The 22,222-nt window shown below is 68.2% G+C and carries 21 protein-coding genes; 17 read left to right on the top strand and 4 right to left on the bottom strand.

Annotation, left to right across the window (positions count from 1 at the left end; all coding sequences use genetic code 11):
* The first annotated feature begins 133 nt into the window (after positions 1-133).
* The 12 genes from PLE19_13955 (at position 134) to PLE19_13900 (ending at position 13,514) form a co-directional block, all read left to right on the top strand.
* Entirely contained in the window at positions 134-1,279 is a 1,146-nt protein-coding gene (locus PLE19_13955) for an ImmA/IrrE family metallo-endopeptidase (protein HPD16053.1), read from the top strand.
* Entirely contained in the window at positions 1,279-1,776 is a 498-nt protein-coding gene (locus PLE19_13950; GenBank protein HPD16052.1) for a DUF4411 family protein, read from the top strand. Before PLE19_13955 ends, PLE19_13950 begins: the two co-directional genes overlap by 1 nt.
* Positions 1,777-1,858: 82 nt before the next feature.
* A complete protein-coding gene (locus tag PLE19_13945; GenBank protein HPD16051.1) occupies positions 1,859-3,184 on the top strand; it encodes a gfo/Idh/MocA family oxidoreductase in 1,326 nt (441 codons plus the stop codon).
* Positions 3,185-3,352: 168 nt separating this feature from the next.
* Positions 3,353-4,417 (top strand): UbiA family prenyltransferase, encoded by a 1,065-nt coding sequence (locus PLE19_13940; protein HPD16050.1) that lies wholly within the window; start codon positions 3,353-3,355, stop codon positions 4,415-4,417.
* A 94-nt stretch (positions 4,418-4,511) separates the two neighbouring features.
* Positions 4,512-5,834: an aldo/keto reductase gene (locus PLE19_13935; protein ID HPD16049.1), complete on the top strand. Its 1,323-nt coding sequence runs from the start codon at positions 4,512-4,514 to the stop codon at positions 5,832-5,834.
* Between the two features lie 73 nt (positions 5,835-5,907).
* Complete coding sequence (locus tag PLE19_13930; GenBank protein ID HPD16048.1) at positions 5,908-7,287, top strand: alkaline phosphatase family protein; 1,380 nt, start codon at positions 5,908-5,910, stop codon at positions 7,285-7,287.
* A gap of 13 nt (positions 7,288-7,300) precedes the next feature.
* Positions 7,301-8,554: a 3-dehydroquinate synthase gene (locus PLE19_13925; protein HPD16047.1), complete on the top strand. Its 1,254-nt coding sequence runs from the start codon at positions 7,301-7,303 to the stop codon at positions 8,552-8,554.
* Positions 8,551-9,744, top strand: a complete 1,194-nt coding sequence (eboE, locus tag PLE19_13920) for a metabolite traffic protein EboE (GenBank protein ID HPD16046.1) — start codon at positions 8,551-8,553, stop codon at positions 9,742-9,744. The genes PLE19_13925 and eboE overlap by 4 nt, the downstream gene beginning before the upstream one ends.
* A gap of 182 nt (positions 9,745-9,926) precedes the next feature.
* Positions 9,927-10,745, top strand: coding sequence for a prepilin-type N-terminal cleavage/methylation domain-containing protein (locus tag PLE19_13915; protein ID HPD16045.1), 819 nt, complete (start codon positions 9,927-9,929; stop codon positions 10,743-10,745).
* A gap of 166 nt (positions 10,746-10,911) precedes the next feature.
* A complete protein-coding gene (locus PLE19_13910) occupies positions 10,912-11,835 on the top strand; it encodes a sugar phosphate isomerase/epimerase (GenBank protein HPD16044.1) in 924 nt (307 codons plus the stop codon).
* 147 nt (positions 11,836-11,982) lie between these two features.
* Positions 11,983-12,651: a deoxyribose-phosphate aldolase gene (gene deoC / locus PLE19_13905; GenBank protein HPD16043.1), complete on the top strand. Its 669-nt coding sequence runs from the start codon at positions 11,983-11,985 to the stop codon at positions 12,649-12,651.
* 185 nt (positions 12,652-12,836) lie between these two features.
* The gene (locus tag PLE19_13900) at positions 12,837-13,514 is read left to right on the top strand and encodes a DUF1080 domain-containing protein (GenBank protein ID HPD16042.1); all 678 of its coding nucleotides are present in this window, start codon (positions 12,837-12,839) and stop codon (positions 13,512-13,514) included.
* A gap of 130 nt (positions 13,515-13,644) precedes the next feature.
* Here the strand turns inward: PLE19_13900 and PLE19_13895 are convergent, their stop codons facing one another.
* From PLE19_13895 to PLE19_13880, 4 genes are all read right to left on the bottom strand, one after another.
* Positions 13,645-14,502: a hypothetical protein gene (locus PLE19_13895; protein ID HPD16041.1), complete on the bottom strand. Its 858-nt coding sequence runs from the start codon at positions 14,500-14,502 to the stop codon at positions 13,645-13,647.
* 29 nt (positions 14,503-14,531) lie between these two features.
* The gene (locus PLE19_13890) at positions 14,532-14,939 is read right to left on the bottom strand and encodes a HEPN domain-containing protein (GenBank protein ID HPD16040.1); all 408 of its coding nucleotides are present in this window, start codon (positions 14,937-14,939) and stop codon (positions 14,532-14,534) included.
* Positions 14,936-15,256: a nucleotidyltransferase domain-containing protein gene (locus tag PLE19_13885; protein HPD16039.1), complete on the bottom strand. Its 321-nt coding sequence runs from the start codon at positions 15,254-15,256 to the stop codon at positions 14,936-14,938. The genes PLE19_13890 and PLE19_13885 overlap by 4 nt, the downstream gene beginning before the upstream one ends.
* Positions 15,257-15,361: 105 nt before the next feature.
* Positions 15,362-16,174, bottom strand: coding sequence for a sugar phosphate isomerase/epimerase (locus PLE19_13880; GenBank protein ID HPD16038.1), 813 nt, complete (start codon positions 16,172-16,174; stop codon positions 15,362-15,364).
* 208 nt (positions 16,175-16,382) lie between these two features.
* Here PLE19_13880 and PLE19_13875 point away from each other — a divergent pair, with 208 nt between their 5' ends.
* The 5 genes from PLE19_13875 to PLE19_13855 all read left to right on the top strand — a co-directional run bounded on the left by PLE19_13875 (position 16,383) and on the right by PLE19_13855 (position 21,800).
* Entirely contained in the window at positions 16,383-16,766 is a 384-nt protein-coding gene (locus PLE19_13875) for a PA2779 family protein (protein ID HPD16037.1), read from the top strand.
* Positions 16,767-16,789: 23 nt separating this feature from the next.
* Positions 16,790-17,938, top strand: a complete 1,149-nt coding sequence (locus PLE19_13870; GenBank protein HPD16036.1) for a PA2778 family cysteine peptidase — start codon at positions 16,790-16,792, stop codon at positions 17,936-17,938.
* A gap of 7 nt (positions 17,939-17,945) precedes the next feature.
* A complete protein-coding gene (locus PLE19_13865; protein ID HPD16035.1) occupies positions 17,946-19,304 on the top strand; it encodes an ATP-binding protein in 1,359 nt (452 codons plus the stop codon).
* A gap of 88 nt (positions 19,305-19,392) precedes the next feature.
* Positions 19,393-20,781, top strand: a complete 1,389-nt coding sequence (locus PLE19_13860) for a sigma-54 dependent transcriptional regulator (protein ID HPD16034.1) — start codon at positions 19,393-19,395, stop codon at positions 20,779-20,781.
* A 179-nt stretch (positions 20,782-20,960) separates the two neighbouring features.
* The gene (locus PLE19_13855; protein HPD16033.1) at positions 20,961-21,800 is read left to right on the top strand and encodes a hypothetical protein; all 840 of its coding nucleotides are present in this window, start codon (positions 20,961-20,963) and stop codon (positions 21,798-21,800) included.
* Positions 21,801-22,222: the final 422 nt, after the last annotated feature.

Here is a 22,222-nt window from a genome sequence, read left to right as displayed (position 1 = left end):
TGTCCGTTCGCAGAGGGTGCAAGCCTGCCGTGGCACTTGGCCGCAGACCAGCTTGACACTCCGAGTGCGGGTCCCTATCATGCAAACTACCAAGGCGAGGCCCCTCGCCTTGGGGCCGAAGCGGGGCGTTGCGATGCTCAGGGTGGATGTCAAGCCGGATCTGCTGAGATGGGCGCGCGAGCGCTGCGGCCGCGGCATGGATGCGCTCAAGAGGCGCTTCCCAAGTCTTGAGGCCTGGGAGCGGGGAGAGGCACGACCCACCCTCAAGCAGATCGAACGCTTCGCCAAGGCCACGTACGCGCCTGTTGGCTTCCTGTTCCTCATGGAACCCCCGGAGGAGGCCATCCCGATCCCCGACTTCCGCGCCGGAACGAACCGGTATGCGGGCCACCCGAGTCCGAACCTGCTCGACACCATCTACGTGTGCCAGCAGCGGCAGGAGTGGTACCGAGACTACGCTCTATCCCTGGGACAGGAGGCGTTGGACTTCGTCGGCTCGGCACAGACACAGGGCGCGGTCGAGGCGACTGCTTCCGCGATCCGGCGCCGGCTCGGGTTCGATGTTCAGCAACGGGCGGAGATGCGCACCTGGGAGGACGCGCTTCGCCACTTCGTCGAACAGGCTGACGCGCTCGGGATCCTGGTCATGCGCAACAGCATCGTGCTGAACAACAACCATCGTCACCTCGACCCCGCCGAGTTCCGCGGCTTCGCCATGGCGGACCCTCTGGCCCCGCTCGTGTTCCTCAACGCCGCGGATACGAAGGCGGCCCAGATGTTCACGTTGGCGCACGAGCTGGCCCACATTTGGCTAGGGCAGTCCGCCCTCTCCGATGCGCAAGCATCGTCCGAGCCGGACCATCAAATCGAACGCTGGTGCAACCGCGTGGCGGCGGAATTGCTCGTGCCACTCGACGTCCTGCGTCGCGAGTACCGTAACTCGGCCGAGCTCCAGCCCGAGATGGCCCGCCTTGCGCGCCGCTTCAAGGTCAGCACCCTTGTCATCTTGCGCCGCATCCGTGATGTCGGCGGGCTCACGGACAGGGAGCTGCGGGAGGTGTATGATGCAGAACTGGAGCGTCTGTGCGCAATCCCGAGGCGAGGTGGTGGCGACTTCTATCTGACTCAGAGGGCGCGGGTAGGCACGCGCTTCGCCCGAGCGCTCGTCACCAGCACGCTTGAGGGTCGGACCCTGTATCGCGACGCCTTCCGCATGCTCGGCTTCTCGAAGGACTCGGTCTTCCGGGAACTCGGCAGAGAGTTGGGGGTCTGGCGCTGATGGCGTATCTCCTAGACGCTAATACCTTCATTCAGGCCAAGAACCTCCACTACGGCCTCGACTTCTGCCCGGCGTTCTGGGATTGGCTGATCGTGAACAACGCGAAGGGTCGGGTGGCCAGCATCGAGAAGGTCAGCGACGAACTCGCGGCCGGGGCGGATCAGCTTTCCAAATGGGCGGGGCAACGCGGCCCATCGTTTTTCCTCAAGCCCGACGCGGCGATCCCGCCCGCGCTCCGCTCGGTCGGTGGCTGGGTCACCGGGCAGCACTACGACCCTGCCGCCGTGAGCACCTTCCTTCAGGCCGCCGACTACTATCTCGTGGCCCACGCGCTTGCCCACCGGCACACGGTCGTCACCCACGAGGGGAGCCACCCGAACTCCAAGAAGAGGATCATGATCCCCGACGTTTGCATTGGCCTGTGTGTCACATGGATGACGCCCTTCGAGATGCTCCGCCGCGAACAGGCAAAGTTCATCCTGGGGCCGCAGTCGTGAACCAGATCGCCGAATGACGGCCCTCGTGATAGTGCGTCGCTGTGTTTGCAGCGCGTCTGAGCCCTAGCGAAAGGAGAAGGCGGTGACGAAGCACTCTCGGCGGGATTTTCTGGCGCGCTCGGGCGGGGCGATGGCGGCGATGAGCGCCCTCCAGGCCCTCGCCCCCGGCGCCTACGCCCAGGAGAACAACACGATCAAGGTCGCCCTCGTCGGCTGCGGCGGCCGCGGCGGCGGCGCCGCCGTCAACGCCCTGAGCACCAAAGGCCCCACCCAGCTCGTCGCCCTCGCCGACGTCTTCGAGAACCGCCTCAAGGGCACCCTCGGCCACCTGAGCAAGAACCACAAGGACAAGGTGGATGTACCCCCCGAGCGCTGCTTCGTGGGCTTCGACGCCTACCGGAAGGCCATTGACGCCGTGGCGCCCGGCGGCGTCGTGATCCTCGCCACCCCGCCCGGCTTCCGCCCCTTCCACTTCGAATACGCCGTCGAGAAGGGCGTGAACGTCTTCATGGAAAAGTCGTTCGGCGTGGACGCCCCCGGCATCCGCCGCGTGCTCAAGGCCGGCCAGGAGGCGGCGAAGAAGAACCTCAAGGTCGTGGGGGGCCTCAACCAGCGCTACTCCTTCTCGAACCAGGAGGCCATCAAGCAGCTTCAGGGCGGCATCATCGGCGAGCTGGTCACGGGCTATGCCTACCGCATGCACGGCCCCGTGGGCTTCGCGCCCAAGGGCAAGGACGAGAGCGACCTCTCGCACCAGATCCGCAACTACTCGAACTTCACGTGGCTCAACGGCAGCTTCATCCTGGACTGGCTGATCCACAACCTTGACGTCATCTGCTGGGCCAAGAACGCCTGGCCCGCCTCGGCCCAGGGCCACGGCGGCCGCCAGCAGCGCACCGAGCCCGACATGCTCTTCGACCACTACATCGTCGAGTACACCTTCCCCGACGGCACGCGCATGATCGCCCAGGGCCGCCACCAGAACGGCACCTGGGGCTTCTTCGCCGACGTCATCCACGGCGCCACCGGCTGCGCCACGCTCGGCGAGGGCGTGGGCCAGGCCCGCATCTGCAAGGGCCACCACCTCAAGCGCGAGAACGCCGTCTGGGAGTACAAGGGCGGCAACAACTCGTACCAGACCGAGCACGACGTGCTCTTCGAGGCCATCCGCGAGAACAAGCCGCAGAACGACACCGAGCGCTGCGCCTACGCGGCCATGACCGGCATCCTCGGCCGCATGGCCGCCGAGAGCGGGCAGGTGGTCACCTGGGAGCAGGCCCTTGCGTCCGAGCTGGTGCAGGGCCCGGGCGTCGAGAACCTCAAGAGCCTCGACGACCCGCCGCCCGTCAAGCCCAACGCCGAGGGCCGCTACCCGATCGCCATGCCCGGCGTCACCAAGGCGCTGTGACACGGCGCGAGCCGGCGTCCAGGCTTGTCATTGCGAGCTTGTCGAGCAACCTTTCGAGGGGATGAGCCGGCGAGCAGGTGCTCAGCGCGCATGTCGCGTCAAGCCCCTGAAAGGTCGTTCGACAGGCTCACGATGACAGCTTCCGCGGTCAACTGAGGTTCCCGGCAGATGGTCCCCCGCCCCAGCCGCCTCACCACCTGGTGCCGCCTGTTGCGCCTGCCCAACCTCTTCACGGTGCCGGGCGACCCCCTGGCGGGCTTCCTGCTCGCCACGGGCGGCGTGCTCGACTGGCGGGTCGCAGGGGCCATGGCCGCCTCGCTCCTCCTTTACTGCGCCGGCCTCCTCCTCAATGACTACTTCGACCGCGAAACTGACGCCCGCGAGCGGCCCGAGCGGCCGATCCCCTCCGGCGCCGTGTCGGCCCCCGCAGTGCTCATGGCCGGCGCCATGCTCCTCCTCGCGGGGGTTCTGACGGCGCGAGTCGTTGGGGGCGAGTCAGCGGGCTGGGCCGCCGCGTTGGTGGCCGCGTGCGTGCTGGGCTACAACGGGGCACTCAAGCAGAGGAGGGTAGCAGGCCCTCTCGTGATGGGGGCGTGCCGGGCCGGTAGCGTTCTCATCGGGACCGCTTGTGCCGCCGGCCTGGACAACCTTGCGAAGCTTCTGGCCGGGTGGATGCCGTGGCGCTCGCTTTCGCCGCTCGACGAGGGGCTGCCCGGCGCAACGGCGGCGCTCATCGCCGCGGCGACGGCGTGGGTCTACACGGCCGCCGTAACAGCGCTGGCTCGCAGCGAGGCGGGCGGCAGGCGGCCCGGCCGAGCGGCCTATCTGCCGGGGCTGGCCCTTCTGGCGGGCGGCATGGCCATGCTCCGGTGCTCACGATGGCGACGCCCATACCTTCTGTGCACGACCATGTGCTGGGACTCGTCAACCGGTGGAGGCCAGGTCACAACGATTGACCGTGCAGGCGTGCTGGCCGTGGGGCTGGTCGCCATCGCGGTGATCGAGGCAGGGGTATCCGCCATTCGCGTACGGCGAGGCACCATCGCGGCGCCCGCCTTCATTGGCCGGCTCATTCGAGTGATGATCACCACGCAAGCGGCCTGGGTGACGTGGACCTTCGGTCCGTGTCTGGGCCACAAGGCCGTGTTTGCCGTGCTTCCTGCGGTCTTGGCGGCATGGCTCGCGCTGCGCGTGGTCGCGGCACTGAGCGCGCGGCGGTTCTACGGGAGCTGAGGGCCCCACCCCTGAGAGGGAGAGGGGTGAAACCCGAGTCCCTCCCGAAGGTATTGGAACCTTCGGGAGGGAAGCAGGTGAAGAAGAGGAGAGAATGGAATACCGCCCGTTCGGCCAGCTCGATTTCCGCGTCTCGGCCCTCGGCTTCGGGTGCATGCGGCTGCCCACGCTCGGCCGCTACGATGCGATTGACGAGCCGCTCGCCATCGAGATGATCCGCACCGCGATTGACCACGGGGTGAACTACCTCGATTCCGCCCACGGCTATCACGGAGGCAACTCCGAACGCCTCATCGCCAAGGCCCTGGCCGGAACCCCACCACCCCCTGTCATTGCGAGCGAAGTCGAGCAACCTTTCAAGGGGGCAGACCGACGCAATGAAGCTGGCTCCTTGGCCGGCGCCAGCTCCCCTGAAAGGTGCTTCGACAAGCTCAGCATGACAGAGGATGGCCGCCCGCCGTGCCCAAACGCCTGCCCCGGGGAGAAGCAGGCCACTCAGAGCACCTACCGAGATCGTGTGCGCATCGCGACCAAGATGCCCACCTGGGCAGTCAAGTCCCCCGCTGATTTCGACCGCTTCTTCGAGGAATCATGCGAACGCCTCCAGACGGCCCGCATTGACTTCTATCTGCTCCACAACCTCCAGGCCGGCTTCTGGGCCAACGTGCGCGACCACGGGGTCCTCGCCCGGCTCGACCAGAAGCTGGCCGAGGGCCGCATCGGCGCCACGGGCTTCTCGTTCCACGACTCGTTCGATGTGCTCAAGGAAGTCCTCGGCGCCTACCCGCACTGGACCGTGTGCCAGGTGCAGTACAACTTCGCCTGCGAGGACGTGCAGGCGGGCACGGCGGGCGTGATGCTCGCCGCCAGCAAGGGCCTGGCCGTGGTGGTGATGGAGCCGCTCTTCGGCGGCACGCTCGCCAACCCGCCCCCCACCGTCCGCGCCCTGTGGGACGCCGCGGGCCGCGACCCCGCCGACGTGGCGCTCCGCTGGCTGTGGGACATGCCCGAGGTGGCCACGGTGCTCAGCGGCATGAGCACGCTCGAGCAGGTGCAGCGCAACGTCGCCAGCGCCGCCGCGGCGGGCGTGGGCAAGCTCAGCCCCGATGAGCACGACCTCGTCGCCCGCGTGCGCGAGGCGTATCAGTCGCTGAGCGCCGTGCCCTGCACGGCCTGCGGCTATTGCGTGCCGTGCCCCAACGGCGTGGCGATTCCCGAGAACTTCATGCTCCTCAACCAGGTGCGGATGCACGGCGGCGGCGTGGCGAACCTGAACCGAAACCTCTACGCCCAGATGCGCAAGGAGAAACGCGCCGACGCCTGCTCGGGCTGCCACCGGTGCGAGGAGCGCTGCCCGCAACACATCAAGATCGCCGACTGGCTGGCCCGCGTGCATCTGGCGATGACCGAGAAGTGAGGAGAAGCCGCGAGCTGCGAGCTTCGGGAGACTGCTTCTCTGGCTCGTGGCTCGCAACTCGTGGCGGCAACCAATGCCTAGACGCCTGCTCATCATCCAGGTCGCCGGCCTCGGCTACGATTTCCTCGTGCGCCACCACGGCGGCGAGGCGTGGGAGGGGCTGCGCTTCCGCCCCGCCGCCAGCGTGTTCCCCGCGCTCACGTGCCCGGTACAGGCGAGCTTCCGCACCGCGGCGCCGCCAGGCCAGCACGGCATGGTGTTCAACGGCGCCTGGTCGCGCGAGCTGCGAAGGCCCCTCTTCTGGGAGCAATCGTCGGCGCTCGTCCAAGGCCCCCGCATCTGGGAGGGAACGAGCCCGTTTGCAGTCCTGCCTTCAGGCGGCCTCCAGGCATCTTCCGCCGAGACCGAAGACCGCCTGAAGGCGGGTCTCCAAGCGAAGAAGAAGAGCGTCGGCCTCCTCTTCTGGCAGCAGAGCCTGGGCGAGGGTGTTGACGTGCTTCTTTCGCCCGCCCCGATTCACAAACACCACGGGGGGATGATCGAGGACGTGTATTCGCGCCCGCCCGGCCTCTATGCGGAACTCATCCGCCGCGTGGGCAGGGCCTTCAAGCTGATGAGCTATTGGGGGCCGCTGGCCTCGGGCCGGTCGAGCCAGTGGATCGCCGCAGCCACGGGCGCCGTGATGGGCCTCGCCGACGTTGCGCCCGACCTGCTGCTGACCTATCTGCCGCACCTCGACTACGCGCTCCTGCGGCATGGGCCGTCGAGCGGGCAGGCGGCGCGCGCCTTCGCCGAAACGATGGCGCTGCTGAGCTTCCTGCGCCAACGGGCCGAGCAGGAGGGCTACGAGTTCCTCGTCTTCGGCGACTACGCGTTCGCCGACGTATCGCGGCCCGTCTTCCCCAACCGCCTGCTGCGCGAGCGCGGCCTGATGGCCGCTCGCAACGTGCGCGGACGGCTCTACCCCGACCTCCATGCCTCGCGCGCCTTCGCCGTCGTGGACCACGAGGTCGCACACGTGTACGTGCGAGACCAGGCAGAAGTGCCCCACGTGGCGCGGGTGTTTGAGGAAATGAACGGCGTGGACCAGGTATGGACTGGGCAAGCCATCGCCGAGGCGGGCATCGCGCACCCAAACAGCGGCGAGGTGGTGCTCGTGGCCGAGGAGGGCGCTTGGTTCGCCTATCCGTGGTGGACCGCCCGCCGCGAGCAGCCCGACTACGCGACGCACGTGGACATTCACAGCAAGCCGGGCTTCGACCCCTGCGAGCTGTTCTTCGGCTGGCCGCCGCCCTTCGCCGTCAGCACCGACGCGGCCCGGGTCCGAGGCTCCCACGGCCGCGTGGGCCGAGGGCGCGAGGTCGCCTGGGCGGCCTCCTTCGACCTCGGCCCCGCCCCGTCTGACTTGATTGGCTTGGCCAAGGCAGTACAATACGCAATTCGTGAAACGTGATACGTGAGAAGAGATGAAGAACACCTCCCAAGAGCCCGTGACCCGCGTCTACATCGAGAGCATCTCCGTCCCCTTCTCCTATCCCGTCTACTTCACCCGTAATGCCTTCAGCGCCAGCAACCCCATCCTGGCAGAGACGATCGGGCGGCCCGTTGTGGGCGGCGTGTCCCCACGCTGCGGCAATTCGCGGGGCGGGGACGTCCCGCCCACAAGGGACCATCCGGACGCGCGCGCGACGAAGGCCCTCGTCTACTTCGATGCTGGCCTCGTGGCCGCGCAGCCGCATCTGCCCAGAGCAGCCGTTGAATACGCGAAGAAGCACTGCGAGGCGATGGAGTTCCTCGCCCCGCCCCGCGTGCTGCCCGGCGGCGAGGGGGCCAAGGACGGCTGGGCCGTGGCCCAGCCGGTGCTCGACGAGATCATCGCCCACCGCCTCGACCGCCACAGCTACGTCCTCGCTGTCGGCGGCGGGGCCTTTCTCGATGCCGTCGGCTTCGCCGCCAGCCTCGTCCACCGCGGCGTGCGCCTCGTGCGCCTGCCCTCGACCACCCTGTCGCAGGACGACGGCGGAGTGGGCGTGAAGACGGGCGTGAATCTGGGCGGGGTGAAAAACCTCCTTGGCACCTTCGCGCCGCCCTTCGCGGTGATCAACGACCTGGAGTTCCTGCGCACCCTGCCCCGCGACGTGATGCTCGACGGCATTGCCGAGGCGTTCAAGGTGGCGATCATCAAGGACGCCGCGTTCTTTGGCTTCCTGTGCGACGCGGGGGACCGCTTGGCCGCGGGCGAGCAGGAGGCGGTCGAGCAAGCCGTCCGCCGCGCCGCCGTGCTGCACCTGGAGCACATTCGCGACGGGGCCGACCCCTTCGAGATGGGCGACGCGCGGCCGCTCGACTTCGGCCACTGGGCCGCCCACCGCCTCGAGGGGCTCTCGGGCTACGCCGTGCGCCACGGGCAGGGCGTGGCCGTCGGCATCGCCCTCGACTCCGTCTATGCCTCGCTGAACAGCCTTCTCTCGCGTGAGGAGCTGGACCGCATTCTCGCGGCCCTCCGCCGCTGCGGCCTGCCCGCGTGGCATCCGCTGCTGGGTGAGCGCGACGCGGCCGGCCGCCTCGCCATCCTCGAAGGCATCGAGCAATTCCGCGAGCACCTGGGCGGCCGGCTCTCCATCACCCTGCCCAGCGGCATCGGCCGGCGGGTCGAGGTGCACGAGATGGACAGCGCCCTGATCGGCGAAGCCATCGCCTTTCTGCGGGAGGCCCAATGAGAATCCCAGGCGCGAACGCGCACCTGACCTACTGCCTCAACGTTCACCCCGGCGGCACGCTCGCCGAGGCCGAGGCGGCCATCTTCGACCACGCGCCGCGGGTGTTCGCCGAGTTCGCCCGCCTCACGGGCGCCCGGGGGCCGTACGGCGTGGGCATCTGGTTCTCCCACGCGGCGGCAGAAGAGCTCGGCGGGCTGAGAGAGGCCAGGGGACTCCGCGAGCGGCTGGCGCGCGCGGGCCTCTATGCCCTGACGTTCAACGGCTTCCCCTACGGCCGCTTCCACGGCACCCGCGTCAAAGAAAAGGTCTACCAGCCCGATTGGGCCGACCCGCGGCGCACCCAGTACACCGGCGCGCTCATCCGGATCGCCTCCGAGGCCGTCCGCCGCGGCGACCGTGCCACCATCAGCACCCTGCCCGTGACGTTCAGGCCCTGGGCCGACGAGCCGCGCCTCGAGGAGGCGACCTGCAACCTCGTGTCCGCGGCGGGCCTTGCCCACTACTTCCGCGAGCTGATGGGCGTGGAGATCGCGCTCGCCCTCGAGCCCGAGCCGGGCTGCTACCTCGAGCGCACCGACGACACGGTCGCCTACCTCGCCGAGCACGTGTTCCGACGCGGGCGCGGCATGCTCGCCGACGAGGCCGGCCTCACCGAGGCAGAAGCCGAGGCGTCCCTCCGCCGCCACATCGGCGTGTGCCTCGACACCGTCCACACCGGCGTCATGGGCGAGGACCCGAAGGAGGCGGTGCGCAAGTACGCCGCCGCCGGCATTCGCGTGGCCAAGGTGCAACTGGGCGCGGCGCTGCGCGTGCAGGTCGGCCCCGGAGGCCCGCCCCCAGCCCTCCTGGCCTTCCAGGACCAAGTCTATCTGCACCAGACAGTTGTGGCGACGCCTGACGGGCGCGAACTCTACTTCAACGACCTGCCCGAGCCGTTGGGGATGGACCCGCCGCCGCAGGGCGAATGGCGCGTCCACTTCCACGTCCCCCTGGCCTGGCCGGGCGAGGGTGCCATCGACACCACGGCGGACCAGGTGGACGCGGCCTTCCTTGCCGCCGCGCTGGCCGCCGGCTGCGAGCACTTCGAGACCGAGATCTACACCCTCGACGTCTTCCCCGCCGCCACGGCCTCCCGCGAGGCCATCCTGGCTCAGGACATGGCGTGGCTCTGGGAGCGGTTCCCGCGATAGGGCACGATCGCATCGGGGAGTGGACAAGAGGTGTCCACCCCCCGTCATGCTGGATAGGCGCTTCGTGTTCTAACGTGCTCTCCGACAACATCTTACGCGATTCGGCGGCGCGCCGAGGTTTGGCACGGCACTTGCTTTCCACCTCGCGTTCCACGAGTCGCCACAGTTGTTGGAGAGGTGCCATGCATTGCACGAGAGGCCCCCGGTCCACCCTGGGCTTCACGCTCATCGAGATCCTCGTCGTCATCGGCATCATCGGCATCCTCGGCGCCATGCTGCTGCCGGCCGCGCACAAGGCCCGGGCGCTGGCCAAGGACGCCTCGTGTCGCAACAACCTCAGCCAGCTCGGGCGCGCCTGGGCCTGCTACAGCCAGGACTGGGATTTCTTCCCGCCCCACCAGTGGAAGGTGAGCGCCGAGATCCGCATCCGCTGGTTCAACCTGCTGGAGGCGTACCTGAAGGACTACCGTGTGCAGAACTGCCCCGCCGTGCCCGAATGGATCGCGGGGCGCAACGCCTCGTACGGCTACAACTACAAGTACCTCGGCTCGGCCCGCGAGAGCGCCGAGGGCCCCCTCGCCCCCTTCGAGCGCTTCCCCGTGCGCCAGGTGAGCAACCCGTCCCTGACCATCGCCTTCGGCTGCTCGGATGGCACGGGCACGGAGGAGCCGTACGAAGCCATCCCCACTTTCCAAGCCAGCTCGGCCCTCTCGGGCGGCGTGCGCCGCACGCGGATCGGCAACCACGGCTACACGCTCGACCCCACTTACATCCCCCCGTGGAGCGCCAAGCTCTCCGAGCCGTACTCCGACGGCAACGCCTTCAGCTACCTCTCCACCCGCCACGCGGGCCGCGCCAACGTGTGCTTCGTGGACGTGCACATCTCGCCTCTGCTCCCCTCCGAGGCCTACCGCGACAATGCGCTCTGGAACGGCCTCGGCTTCGAGGACCCCTGCCGCGACCCGCACGTGCCCAACAAGGCGCCAGGGTTCCGCTATTGACAGATCTGATAGGACCGATGGGACAGATAGGACCAGCGCCCGTGCCGCGTCCCATCTGTCCTATGGGGTCCTATCCGTCCCATGTCTTGCCTGTTTGACTCCCCTCCGCCCGCCCCCTATCATGGCCTGCCGTGTCGAGGCGTGTTTGCCAGAGAGGAGGACCGCCATGAAACTCGGCTTCGTCTCCGCCATCGTGCCCGACCTGACCCTCGAGGAGATCGTGGCGCTCGCCGCGGCCGAGGGCTACGACTGCATCGAGGTCTGCTGCTGGCCCCGCGGCAAGGCCGAACGCCGCTACGCCGGCGTCACCCACATTGATGTCACCGCAGGCTTCACGAAATCCGACGCCGCGCGCGTGAACGACCTCTTCGCCGCGGCCGGCGTGAGCATCAGCGGCCTGGGCTACTACCCGAACCCCCTGTCGCCCGATGAAGCCGAGGCCAAGGCCGCCGTCGCCCATATCAGGAAGGTCATCCGCGCCGCCGCACTCCTCGGAGTGGGGCAGATGAACACCTTCGTCGGCCGCGACTGGACGCAGACCGTTGACGCCAACTGGCCGCGCTTCCTGAAGACCTGGCGGCCCCTCGTCAAGTTCGCGGAAGACCAGGGCGTGCGGATCGGCATCGAGAACTGCCCGATGCTCTTCTCCAACGACGAATGGCCGGGCGGCAAGAACCTCGCTCACACCCCTGCCATCTGGCGGCGCATGTTCGGCGACATCCCCAGCAAGTGCTTCGGTCTCAACTACGACCCGTCCCACCTCGTGTGGCAGCAGATAGACTACGTGGCCCCCATCCGCGAATTCGCCGACCGCCTCTTCCACGTCCATGCAAAGGACGCCCGCGTGGACTACGATGGCCTCGACGCCCACGGCATCCTCGCCCTGCCGCCGAAATACCACACGCCCAAGCTGCCCGGCCTCGGCGACGTTGACTGGGGCAAGTTCTTCTCCGCCCTCACCGACGCGAAGTACACAGGGCCCGTGTGCGTGGAAGTGGAGGACCGCGCCTACGAGGGCAGCCTGGCCCTCCGCAAAGCCTCCCTCCGCCAGAGCGCCACCTATCTCAGGCAGTTCGTTCCTGAGCCGTGATTCGTGATACGTGATGCGTGATGCGTGAGAGGCCAGAAGAGCGCGGCAAGCTCAGCGTTCTCTCTTCTCACGCATCACGCATCACGTATCAGGCACTGCAACCAGCAAGGAGACCCTGTGGACTACTCATACGCTGACATCGCCAAGATGATTGACCATTCGCTGCTGAACCCCACGCTAACCGACGCGGAGCTGGAGGCGGGCTGCAAGCTGGCCCTTGCCTACGACGTGGCCAGCGTGTGCATCCTGCCCTACTACCTGGGGCGCTGCGCCGAACTCCTCAAGGGCAGCACGGTGAAGGCCAGCACCACCATCGGCTTCCCCCACGGCGGCCACGCCTCGGCCATCAAGCTCGCCGAGGCGAAGCAGGCCCTCGACGACGGCGGCGAAGAACTCGACGTGGTGGTGAACATCTCCAAGGTGCGCAGCGGCGACTGGGGCTACGCCCTCGCCGACCTCCAGCCCATCGTCCTCCTCGCCCACGCGCACGAGCGCAAGGTGAAAGTCATCTTCGAGAACTGCTATCTCAACGACGAGCAGAAGATCCGGCTCTGCGAGATCTGCGGCGAAATCGGCGCCGACTGGGTGAAGACCTCCACCGGCTACGGCACGGGCGGCGCGACGGACGACGACCTGCGCCTCATGCGCAAGCACTCGCCGCCACACGTCCAGGTGAAGGCCGCGGGCGGCGTGCGCACCCTCGACCGCCTCCTCGAGGTCCGCGCCCTCGGCGTCACCCGCGCGGGCGCCACCCGCACCGCCGAGATGCTCGACGAGGGCCGCCGCCGGCTCGGCCTGCCGCCGATCACACCATGATGGACAGCAATGGACAGAATGGACGCCATAGACACAGCCGGGTGGGCGCCGACAGGCACACGCCCCCTCACGCCAGTCCATCTTGTCCATCCTCCCCAGGCCAGTCCCACTTGACAAGGTGTGCCTCCGCGCGCATATTGAGGCCTGAGAACAGGGCAACCCGTCTCTTTTCAGGAGAGTGCAAGATGCATCGGCTGAAGTGGCTGGGCGTGGCGATGCTGGGCGTGGCGGCGATGGCCCTGGCGGCAGACAACACGCCGCCCGAGGGCTTCACCGCGCTCTTCAACGGCAAGGACCTCACGGGCTGGAAGGGCCTGGTCGGCAACCCCAAGAGCCGGGCCGCCATGAAGCCCGAGGCCCTCGCCGAGGCCGAAAAGAAGGCCACCGAAGCCGCCCTCCAGCACTGGAAGGTGGCGGACGGCGTGATCGAGTACGACGGCAAGAACAACAGCCTGTGCACCGAGAAGAAGTATGCCAACTTCGAGCTCTACGTGGACTGGAAGATCCACAAGGGCGGCGACAGCGGCATCTACCTCCGCGGCACGCCCCAGGTGCAGATTTGGGACAATCCGGTTGGCTCCGGCGGCCTCTTCAACAACCAGAAGAACCCCAGCAAGCCGCTCGTCTTCGCCGACAACCCGCCCGGCGAGTGGAACACCTTCTACATCAAGATGGTCGGCGACAAGGTCACCGTGAAGCTCAACGGCAAGCTCGTGGTGGACAACGTGACGATGGAGAACTACTGGGAGCGCGACAAGCCGATCTACCCCTGCGAGCAGATCGAGCTTCAGCACCACGGCTCGAACCTCTGGTTCAAGAACATCTACATCAAGGAGCTGCCGGCCGAAGAAGAGAAGAAGTGACGCGCCACGCGCAATGCGTGATGCGTGAGAAGACAAGCGGGCGGCCCGGGTTTGCTCCGGGTCGCCCGCTGCTTCGGGGTCTTGGGTGTTCAGCCTCTCGTTGGGTCAGCGGAGTCATGCGGTATCAATATCACCCCAGCCGCACCACGCAGATCACGTCTATCACTACAGCGGCCGCGGGGTCACCCGTCGCCAGTAGCCTGAATTCCACGTCCGGTTCTTCACGGTAGGTGAACAGCAGCGGCAGGGAGGCATAGTCACCCGGCGCAAGAGTGACACGGACAGGCCAGTGCCCAGGGTACAACGTGCCTTTGTGATGGGTAACATCGGCTTCGACCTCGCAGCTCGTCACAGGCTGCCCGCCGACTCCATCGCGGCAGCGAATTCTGAAAGACACCAGGTAGACGCCCGATCTGGGAAGCTTGACATAGGGTCCGATGATGCGGCATGTTCGGCTGCCATCGCCTTCCACTGCCGATGCACCCAATACAGCAAGACCATCATCGTTCGTTGGTCGGAGGTTCGTGAGCCGCTTCCACTTAGGCGAGTCCTGCCGGAGGTTCGCGGGGCAGTAGAAGAAAGACTCATATGGCAGCCCGCACTTGCCGTCGTGCGCGTCGTACTTCTTGGGATCGATTTCCTTGAGCAGTGGACTATACCCGCATGCAAGCACTTCTCGCAGGATGCGGGCAATCCGACGACGTGTTCGCCAGTTGTACCACCGGTCATCCCAGGCGCTCCAGAGATGCGCCAACTGGACGCTTCGCTTGATCGCGCATGCGATGAGGACTATCACCACCGACCCGAGAGCCCAGTACCACCTGACCAACAAGCTTAAGGCCAGGCAAGCTATGGCACCGAGTGCTACCAGGCCAACAGCAACCCATCTCCGCACGACAGGCTGGTGCTTCTCTGGCAGAGAGAGGTACTGAAGCAGTAGCCCGACAACCCCCACGGCCAGCATGGCAATGCCTATGATATCACCCACCCCAATACTCCACGGCAGCTCTGCGGCGGTCAGCTGCCTGCTCCCCCGGCGATATGCTGCCGAATGGCCTCGACGAAGCGACCTGCACCGGTCAACACATCCTCGGCCTTGCCGCGCGTCAGCGGCTCGGTGATCCTGTAATCGGAGACTTGGCGCAGAGCAAACGCCTTGTGAAGGTCCCTCGATAGCTCCCTGGGGAGGATGCCGGAGACGACGAACTGCGTGTCGAAGAGGCCAATGACGCCTGTGTGCTTGGAGGGAATCTTGCCCGCCTTCTGGAGCAAGGCAAGGACCGCGTAGAACATGGCGTAGTAGGCGCGGTTCACGATGCTCTGCGGGCTGCGCTGACCGTCAAGGAGATACCTCGCATCGTCAAGCGCGACCTGGGCCTGCTCCAGGCGGTACGCCACAAGCGTCGCCGTGTCCTCGGGCTTCACACAGGCACCCCTTCGCGCTCGACGGCTTGCGCCAGGAGAGAGGAGCGTTCTGGGCCTTCCTCCCACTCATCGCGCGCAAAGATGACAGGGACCACCACGATCCCATCCCTGTACCCGGCCTCCCATGCGCAGTCGCTCACGTAATCGCGCACAGAATCGTCCGCTTCGCCATCGAGGACGACCAGGACATCCATATCAGAGTCCGGCTCAGCATCGCCCCTGGCCCTGGAGCCGAAAAGGATGAGGCGATGCAGGGACACGCGCTTCAGCAGGAGCTGCTTGAGACGACCCAGGATGCGCTTCTCGATGGCATTCATCTGACGTTCTCCGCCGGTTCACCCTCAGTGTAGTCCGAGGGAACGCGGGGGTCAAGCGCTCGACGTGTGTCTGAAATCGGCAATCGGCGATCGCAGATCGGCAATTCACAGATTGGCCTTGAGCCACCGGCAGCACTTGGCGTAGCCCACGCCGCCGGCGGTCTCGGGGCCCTCGTACTCCGCGCACCAGACGCCGTTATAGCCGACCCGCTTGAGGCAGGCGATGGCGTGCTGGAGGTGGATCTCGCCCTCGCCCAGCGCCGCGCCCCTGTAGTTCGCAAGCGACCCCATGCCGTCCTTCATGTGGGTGTGGAAGACGTAGGGGGCAATCAGCTCGTAGTAGCGGTCAATCGTCGCCAGGTCGTGGCCGGCCCAGCGGTAGTTCATCGTGTCGAGGTTGGCGCCGACGTTCTTCGAGCCGACGGCCTTGAAGATGCGCACCTGGAGGTCGGCGTCGTTGGTCACGTGGCCGTGATTGTCCACGGCCAGCTTGATGCCGGCCGGCTCGATGAAGGGCACGCAGCGGCGCAGGCAGCCCGCGATGGCCCCCTCGTACTTCTCGGGCGGCACGGCGTCCTTCTTCCAGCCGCCCTCGGTGCGGATGACGTCGGTGCCCACGATGGGCGCGAGGTCGAGGCAGATGCGCTTCATCCGCTCGACCTGAGCCTTGATCGCCGCCTCATCGAGTAGGACGAAGTCGTTGCCGGCGGAAAGACACCCCGCCTTGATGCCCCGGTCGTCCATCTGCCGGCGAACCTCCTTCGCCTTGGCCACGGGGTCGGGCGTGTCCTTGTCCCACACATCGCCGATGGCCACCTCGATGTACTCGAAGCCGGTCTTCGCGCAGTAGTCGAGGAACTGGACCCAGTCGAAGCCTGGGAAGTTGTAGTGGATGACGCCGATCTTCGGCCTGGCCATGGCGGACGCTCCTGCGGGCACGGCGCTCGGCCGCGCGGCGTCCCTGCCGTGGGACGGCCCGAAACACGCGGCCGCGTAGTGCCTGGGGGCATAGTAGCCGGACGAGCCGCGCGCGTCAAGCGGTTGACATCGGGTCGAGGTTGCGCTACATTCGACACGCGCAGGAAGTCCCCGTGGTGCTCCCCGTTCGTGAACCCAGGAGGTGCGCATGTTTGCTCGGTGTCTGCGGGCGAAGTACGTGGGTTTGGCGTTGGGTCTCGCCGTGATGCTGGGGTGCTTCCCGGCCGGGGCCGAGGCGAAGATGGTGGGGTCGGCGGCCTCGGGCGAGCAGGGGCTGTCGCCGCGCCAGGCGCGCGAGGCGCAGGTGGTCCGTCTGCTGGCCGAGGAGAAGGTGGCGCAGGCGCTCCGCCAGGCCCACCTGACCCCCGACCAGGTGCGCGAGCGGCTCGACCGGCTGAACGACGCGCAGCTCTCGCAGCTCGCGGACCAGCTCGAGACCGTGAAGGCCGGCCAGGGCGCGGTGCTGGTGCTGGCCCTCGTGGCCGTGATCCTGACGGGCATGCTCCTCTACATGACGATCGAGGCGGCGTGAGCCCCTCGCCCTGAGGGCATCGCATGGTTCCCCCCGTTCCACTCCGGCGGGCGCTGGCGTGGAGCCTCGGCTGCGCGCTCGTGGCCGGATGCGGCCCCACGTTCAAGCAGCTCCGCCAGGAGCTGGAACAGGGGGCGCCAGGGGCCTACGTGCGCGGCGTGCCCTTCGTGCGCCAGGCCCACAACCGGTGCGGGCCGGCCGCCCTGGCCTCCGTCGCCGCCTTCTACCAGCTCCCGCTCACCGAAGAACAGATCGCCCGCGAAACCTTCCTGCCGTCCATCCGCGGCACGCTCACCATTGACCTGCAAGCGTTCGCCCACGCGCACGGCCTGTGGTGCCACTCGGGCAGCGGCTCGGCGCGCGACGTGCAGGCGTGGCTCGACCGCGGCCTGCCGGTGGTCGCCCTCCTCCGCCTCGGCGCGCTCCACGGCCACAAGCTGCACTACGTGGTCCTCACCGGCTATCACGCGGGGCGCGACTGCTTCATCGCCCACACGGGCTACCTGCCCAATCGGCCGCTGGCGGGCCGGGACTTCGAGCGCCAGTTTCGCGCCGCGGGCGGCTGGTTCCTGGTCGCCTGCCCGCCCGAGCGGGTGAGCTGGCCGCTGAACGCGGCGGGGCGCAACGACCTGGGCCTGCTCTTCGAGCGCGCGGGCCGGCTCGACCGCGCCCGGGCCGAGTACGAGCGCGCCGTGGCCGCCGAGCCCGAGACGCCGCTCTTCCATTTCAACCTGGGCAACGTCCTCGTGCAGCTCGGCGACCGGGCGGGGGCCGAGCGCGCCTACCGCGAGGCCATCCGCCTGCGGCCCGCCTATGCCGACGCGCACAACAACCTCGCGAACCTGCTCCTGGACCTCGGCCGCCGGCACGAGGCGCACAAGGTGGCGCTGCGCGCCATTGCGATTGACGGGCCGCGCATCGCCTACTACTACGACACGCTCGGGCGCGCGCTGCTCGCCCTCGAGAACCACGCGGCCGCGGCCGCGGCGTTCCGCCGGGCCGTCGAGCTGGCGGGCAAGGACGCCGCGGTGGCCTCCGAGGCCCGGCTCGGCCTCATCGAGGCGCTGGTGGCGGCCGGCGCGCGGGTCGAGGCCGCCGCCGAGAAGCAGCGCCTGCTCGCCACCACCGCCGACCCCGCCCTCCGCCGCAAGGCCGATGCACTGGTCAAGTAGGGCGCCGATGGGCATTCGCGCCAAGATCGTCCTCCCCTTCACCGCACTCTTCCTGGCCACGCTGCTCGTGGTGGCCTTCCTCGCCGCCCGCGTGGCGGCGCACCTGGTGGAGGAGCGGATCCAGGGGCAGATGGCCGACCTGGCCAGCGTGCTCTCGCATGCGGGGTTCGCCCGCAACCCCGACGTGCTCGCCCGCGTGAAGACCATCGTCGGCGGCGAGCTGGCCACGGTGGATGCGCGGGGCACCGTGCTGGCCAGCACCCTGGACGCCGCGCACGCCACGGCCCTCCGCGCGCACCTCCAGGCCGCGCCGGCCGAGCCGGTGCGGCGGCTCGCCCTCGGCGGGAGAGCCTACCGGGTCACGTTCGCCCCCGTCGAGCTGCGGATGGGCCAGGAGCAACCCGCCTTCGTGTGCCTGCTCACGCCGGAGGCCGAGATCGAGGCAGCCACGCGCCGCGCCACGCAGCCCATCCTCATCGCCGCCGCGTGCGGCGCGGTCGCCGTCATGGTCCTCGGCTACATCGTGGGCCACCGGCTCGCGCGGCCGGTCGAGTCGCTCGCCCTTCAGGCCAGGCGCCTGGCGGCCGGCCAGGCGCACGCCCCGCTCGCCGTGCGCACGCGCGACGAGGTGGGCAAGCTGGCCGAGGCCTTCAACGCGCTGCTCGAGTCGCTGCGCGCCGCCGAGGCGCGGCTGATCGCATCCGAACGCCTCGCCGCCGTGGGCCAGGTGGCCGCCGGCATCGCCCACGAGGTGCGCAACCCCCTGTCCGGCATCAAGATGTCGGCCCAGGTGCTCCGCCGGCGCCTCCGCGAGCTGGACCCCGCGGCGGAGGAGAACGTCACCGTGATGCTCAGCGAGGTCTCGCGCCTCGAAGTGATCATAGACGATCTGCTCACGTTCGCGCGCCCGACCACGCTGGCGGCCGAGCCGGGCGACCTGAATGCCGTGATCGCCGACGTGCTCGCCTTCATGGCCCGCCAGCTCGAACACGCCGGCATCGCCGTGCGTCGCGAGCTGGCCCCGGACCTGCCCGCCGTGCCGCTCGACGCGCCGCGCGTCCGCCAGGTGGTGCTCAACCTCGTGCTCAACGCCGCCGAGGCCATGCCCAACGGCGGCACCCTCGTCGCCCGCACCCGCGCCACCGAGCGCGAGGTGGTGGCCGAGTTCGACGACTCGGGCCACGGCATTCCGCCCGAGATCGCCGGCAAGGTGTTCGAGCCCTTCTTCACCACCAAGCGCGGCGGCAGCGGCCTCGGCCTCGGCGTCAGCCGCACCCTCATCGAGGCCCACGGCGGCTCGCTCGCCTTCGAGCCCCTGGCCGTGGGAACACGGTTCCGTTTCACCCTGCCCCGAAGGACCCCATAGGTCCCATTCGTCCTATCCGTCCTCTCGGTCCTATAGGACGGATGCGACAGATCGGACAGACAGGACAGACAAGACAGAGGAGCATCCCGTGGCGCGGATCGCCGTGATTGACGACGAGCAGAGCGTGTGCCACGCCTTCCAGGCCTTCCTCGGCGACGAGGGGCACGAGGTGGCCGTCGCCGCCACCGCCCAGCGCGGCCTGGCCCTCCTGGGCGACTTCGAGCCGGACCTCGTCATCCTGGACATCCGGCTGCCCGATGCCGACGGGCTGGACGTTCTTGCCCAGATCGCGCGCGCCCCCGATCCTCCTGCGGTGCTGATCATCACGGCGCACGGCACCATGGACACGGCGGTCGAGGCGATGCGCCGCGGCGCCTTCGAGTACCTCACCAAGCCCATTGACCTCGACGAGGCGAAGCTGGTCATCGAGCGCGCCCTCCAGAGCCGCCAGCTCAGCCACGAGGTGGCCCGCCTGCGACGCGAGTTGCGCGGCGGCGCGCCGCTCCTCGTCGGCAACTCGCCCGCGATGCAGAAGGTTTACAAGACCATCGGCGCCGTCGCCCCCACCAACGCCACCGTGCTCATCCGCGGCGAGAGCGGCACGGGCAAGGAACTCGCCGCCCGCGCCATCCACCAGGCCGGTCCCCGCAGCAAAGGCCCCTTCGTGACCGTGGACTGCACGGCCCTGCCCGAGCACCTGATCGAGAGCGAGCTGTACGGCTACGAGGCAGGCGCCTTCACCGGCGCCGCGGGCGCCAAGCCCGGCAAGATCGAGCAGGCCAACGGCGGCACGCTCTTCCTCGACGAGATCGGCGAGCTCTCGGCCGGAGCCCAGGCCAAGCTCCTCCGCTTCCTCGAGACCCGCCAGACCGAGCGCCTCGGCTCCACCCGCACCCTCTCGCTCGACGTCCGCATCCTCGCCGCCACCAACGAGGACCTCGAGGCCAAGCGCCGCCAGGGCGCCTTCCGCGAGGACCTCTTCTATCGCATCCACGTGGTCACGCTCGACCTGCCGCCGCTGCGCCAGCGCAAGGACGACATCCCCCTCCTCATCGCCCACTTCCTCGACCAGATTGCCGGGGGCCGCCGGCTCCAGATCAGCCAGGCCGCGCTCGACGTGCTCGTCGCCCACGACTGGCCGGGCAACGTCCGCGAGCTGCGCAACGCCCTCGAGCACGCCGTCATCGCCTGCCGCGGCGACGCCATCCTGCCCGAACACCTGCCCCGGATGTCCGCTCCCGGCCCCGGCGGCCCCGCGGCCGACCTGCACCGGGCCGCGGCCGCGCTCCTCGCCGCCAAGATGGCCGCACACCCCGAGGGCACGGCGCCCCTCTACGACCTGATGGTCGAGGAACTCGACCGCGCTGTCATCGCCGAGGCCCTGCGCATCACCGGCCGCAACCAGGCCCGCACCGCTGCCCTCCTCGGCCTCCACCGCACCACCCTCCGCAACAAGATCCGCCAATACGGCTTGTAGGGAAATGGAAACGGTGGGGCGGAGCCCTTTCCCGCAAGAAACGGCTCCTCCCCCGCACCCCACCTCCCAGAGAACTCCGCCCTCCCGCGGACTTGGGCGAATACTTGGGCCACATGGCCGTCTAACATGATAGACTGTAGATAGGGGGAGCAAGGCCCCGCGTCTTGGAGGAAACGACCATGTATCTCAACAAGACTCTTGGTTTCAGCCTTCTCGCCATCGCCTTGGTATTCGCCTGGAGTTCGGCGCTGGCCGCGCCGAGCGTGCTCTCCACCGATTACCGCTATGCCGCTCAGGCCGACAGAACGTTCACACGCGGCGGCGGCACGGTGGCCGAGAGCAAGCTGTTGCCCCGCGGCCTGCGCTTTGCCGCGCCGGAGGCGCAGGACGGCCAGGCCCGGCCCGTGGCCACAGCCATCTACCTCTTCAAAGTGCCGCTCGCGGCCACGGCGCTCACCATCGAGGTGGCCTACCGCGTGGACGCGGCCGCGCGAGACAAGGACGTAGCCGGCCTGCTCTTCGTGCGCAACGAGGCGATGGAGAAAGCGGCCGCCGAGGCAGACCAACTGCCCAAGTCGCTGGAAAGCGAGCCGGCCTTCTTCGGCAACCTCTACTTCTTGAGGGGCAGCGAGACGACCATGTCGTTCACTCTGCCGTTCGAGGACCACGTCGTGGACGGCGTGCTGGAGGTCCACCTCTCGGCGGGACCGGGGCAGGCCTACGACGCTCAGTACGTGCAGGTGACGGCTCAGCGGTCGGCCGGCGGCTACGCCCCCACGCAGGTTCAGGGCGGCCGGAGCAACGACCCGCTGAACTACACTCAGCAGCCCGAACGCGTCTTCTTCGGCAATGGCCTGCCGAACCTCTACCCGAACATCTACGGTGCCGGACACGCGACCTCGCTGGACCCGCTGTTCTGGCGCCAGATTTGGATGCGGCAGTACCCCCACTCCGCCTATCAGTACCCCTACATCTACTTCAACTTCCACGACCACAAGGAGCACAAGGACAAGAAATGAGGCTCATCAGGCTTTGGCGATCCTGACGTGGCCGCCATCGGGGAGCGTGGGATGGGTGCTGGGGCGCCGGCGAGGGCCACCACATAACCATCTATGCCCCAGCGCCTTACGCTCTCCGGCCATTCCCGCCCCGAATGGCGCCAAGACAGGGCAACGCCGCCTGAAGGCGGGACCACGAACGAGTCCATAACCCGTTGGGAGTCAAGCCTTTAGGCGGTCTTCTCCTTTGGTGCGCGAGTGGCCACTTGCCCTATCTTCACGCCATTCATTCCCGCCCCCATGCTTGCTCATCCCGCAGATGAGCGAGCATGGCCGGAGCCGCGAGAATCGCCCATTCTCGCCCATCTACCCATGCTGTATCACTTCCCCCCCTCACAGGGTTGATACAGCATGGGCAGGCGGCGCCCGCCAGCCGCGGGCGC

Source organism: Planctomycetota bacterium (assembly GCA_035384565.1).
Taxonomy (GTDB): domain Bacteria; phylum Planctomycetota; class PUPC01; order DSUN01; family DSUN01; genus DAOOIT01.
Note: the sequence above shows the minus strand (reverse complement) of the source record. Positions and strands in the feature narration are given on the sequence as shown.